The 2,940-nt window shown below is 69.6% G+C and carries 1 protein-coding gene; it reads left to right on the forward strand.

The genetic code is table 11. The features are described from left to right. Positions 1-250: 250 nt before the first annotated feature. Positions 251-2,940, forward strand: a 2,690-nt coding sequence (locus AB0883_RS30700) for an SDR family NAD(P)-dependent oxidoreductase (protein ID WP_366644759.1), incomplete at its 3' end; no start/stop codon positions are given.

Consider the following 2,940-nt stretch of genomic DNA (forward strand, 5'->3'; position numbering starts at 1 on the left):
GACCTCGATGGCCGACTCCGACACCCCCGAAACAGACGTGTGGCTACCAGCGCTGCGCGCCGACCGGGACGAGCCGCAGACACTCCTGACCGCGGTCGCCGGTGTCCACGTACACGGCGTGGCGGTGAACTGGCCGGCACTACTCGACACGAGTACCGCTCGGCGGGCTCTGGAACTGCCTACCTACCCGTTCCAGCATCAGCGGTACTGGCCACAGACGGCGCTGGCCGGTGTGGGAGACGCTCGGGGGTTGGGGCTGGGTTCGGCCGATCATCCGTTGTTGCGTGCGGCGGTGTCGTTGGCCGATGGGGACGGGGTGTTGTTGACCGGACGGCTGTCGTTGTCTGCGCAGCCGTGGCTGGCCGATCACGCGGTGTTGGGCTCGGTCCTGCTGGCGGGAACGGCGTACGTGGAGTTGGTGATGTACGCCGGCGACCAGGTGGGCTGTGCCCTGGTGCAGGAGTTGACGCTGCAGACGCCGTTGGTGCTGCCCGAGCAGGGCGGGGTGCAGGTGCAGGTATGGGTCGGCGATCCCGACCAGGACGGTCGACGGCCCGTCAACGTGTACTCCCGGGCAGAGGGTGTGGAGGGTGTGGAGGGTTCGTGGACTCGGCATGCCACTGGTGTGCTGAGCCCGCAGGCCGGTCGGGTCCCGGCCGGGTTGGGGCAGTGGCCACCAGCCGGCGCCCGACCGGTGGCTGTCGACGGGTTGTACGAACGGCTGGCCGACGGCGGGTACGTATACGGGCCGGTGTTCCGGGGCCTACGGGCGGTATGGCGTGCCGGCCAGGATGTGTACGCCGAGGTGACACTGCCCGAACACGTCGAAGCGGACGGGTTCGGGTTGCATCCGGCGGTGCTGGACGCGGCGCTGCATCCGATCGGGTTGACCGGACTGCTCAACGACGACGACGCCGCGGTGTTGCCGTTCGCGTGGAGCGGGGTACAGCTGCACGCGACCGGAGCGACCACGCTACGGGTCCGGCTGACACCAGCCGACGACGGCGCTATCGCGGTGGCCGTGTTCGACACCACCGGCCAGCCGGTGCTGACCGCGACCTCGCTGGTACTGCGGCCAGTGACCACCGACCAACTGGGCACCGGGATACCGGACGCGGCGCAGTCACTGTTCGAGGTGCAATGGGTACCGCTACCAGGCGCGGAACCCGACGCGCCGGTGACTGCCGAACCGGTCTGGGCATGGCACGGGCAGCGGCCGCAACCTCTACTGGTGTCCCACCCGCCAGGCCGGCTTGATGGCGAGCTGCCCACGGTCGTGGTGGCCGAGCTACCGGCTACGGGCGAGCTACCAGCCGCGGGCGATGCTGTCGACGTTGTCGAGGCCACGCACGCGGCGAGCACGCTGGTGTTGGGTTGGATCCAGGAATGGCTGGCCGATGCGGCCACGGACGGCTCCCGCCTGGTGGTGATCACCCGCGGCGCCACCGATGGCAGTGACCTGGCCGCGGCTGCGGTCTGGGGCCTGGTCCGCTCCGCGCAGTCCGAACACCCCGACCGATTCATCCTGCTCGACCTCGACGATGACACCGACCCCGGCAACGACAACGAACTGGGCAGGATCCTCACGGCGGTGCTCGACAGCGGCGAACCGGAGATCGCGGTACGCGCTGGTGAACTGTATGCCCGCCGGTTGACCCGAGCCGGTACTGGCCGGCTGCCCCTGCCTGGCCCTGAGGGGTTGCCGGCGGGGTTGGATTCGCGTGGCACGGTGGTGATCACTGGCGGGACCGGGGTGTTGGGTGGGTTGGTGGCCCGGCATCTGGTCGCCACGCACGGGGTCAGGCATCTGTTGTTGTTGTCCCGGCAGGGCCCGGCCGCGACGGGAGCGACGGAGCTGGTCGCTGATCTGACCGAGCTGGGTGCGCGGGTGCGGGTGGCGGCGTGTGACGTCGCTGACCGGAATGCCCTGGCTGAGGTGTTGGCGGCGGTGCCGGCCGAGCATCCGCTGGTCGGGGTGGTGCACACCGCCGGAGTGCTTGACGACGGGGTGATTGAGGCGTTGACGCCGCAGCGGCTGCAGACGGTACTGCGGGCCAAGGCCGACGCGGCGTGGTGGTTACACGAACTGACCCAGGGTTCGGATCTCGCGTTGTTCGTGGTGTATTCCTCCGCAGCGGCCACCCTCGGGTCACCGGGACAGGGCAACTACGCCGCGGCCAACGCCGTCCTGGACGCCCTGGCACTACGACGGCAGAGCGCCGGCCTGGTCGGACAGTCACTGGCGTGGGGACTGTGGGCCCAGCAGTCAGCGATGACCGGGCATCTCGACGAGGTCGACCTGGACCGGATGCGACGCAACGGCATCCTTCCCATGTCCTCTGAAGAAGGCCTGGCGTTGTTCGACGCGGCAATGCGTACCAACCAGCCACAGCTCGTGCCGATCCGGGTGGACCTGGCCGCGCTGCGTCGCGTCGGCGCCGGTGGCCTGCCACCGCTGTGGCAGGTGCTGGCCGGCGGCTCCGCCCGCCGGACGGCGACCACAACCGATACGCCGGTGGACCTGACCACCAGGCTGGCCACTATGGGAGTCGAGGAACGCCAGCGGACAGTCCTGGAACTGGTGCGTACCCACGCGGCCACAGCCCTTGGTCACGATAGTGCTCAGGCAGTCGCACCTGATCGGGCGTTCCGCGAGCTCGGCTTCGACTCGTTGACCGCGGTGGAGCTGCGTAACCGGCTGGCCACCGCGACCGGGTTGTCGCTGCCGGCCACGCTGGTGTTCGACCACCCCACCCCGGAGGTGTTGACCCGGTACCTGCTGACCGAACTGCTCGGTGAGCAGACCGACGTCCTCGCGCCGGTGGCGGTGGGTGCGGGTGTCGACGAGCCGGTGGCGATTGTGGGGATGGGGTGTCGGTATCCGGGTGGGGTTGGTGACCCGGACGGGTTCTGGCAGTTGCTGCTCGAGGGTGTTGACGC

This window comes from Micromonospora sp. NPDC047812 (assembly GCF_040704175.1).
GTDB lineage: Bacteria > Actinomycetota > Actinomycetes > Mycobacteriales > Micromonosporaceae > Micromonospora.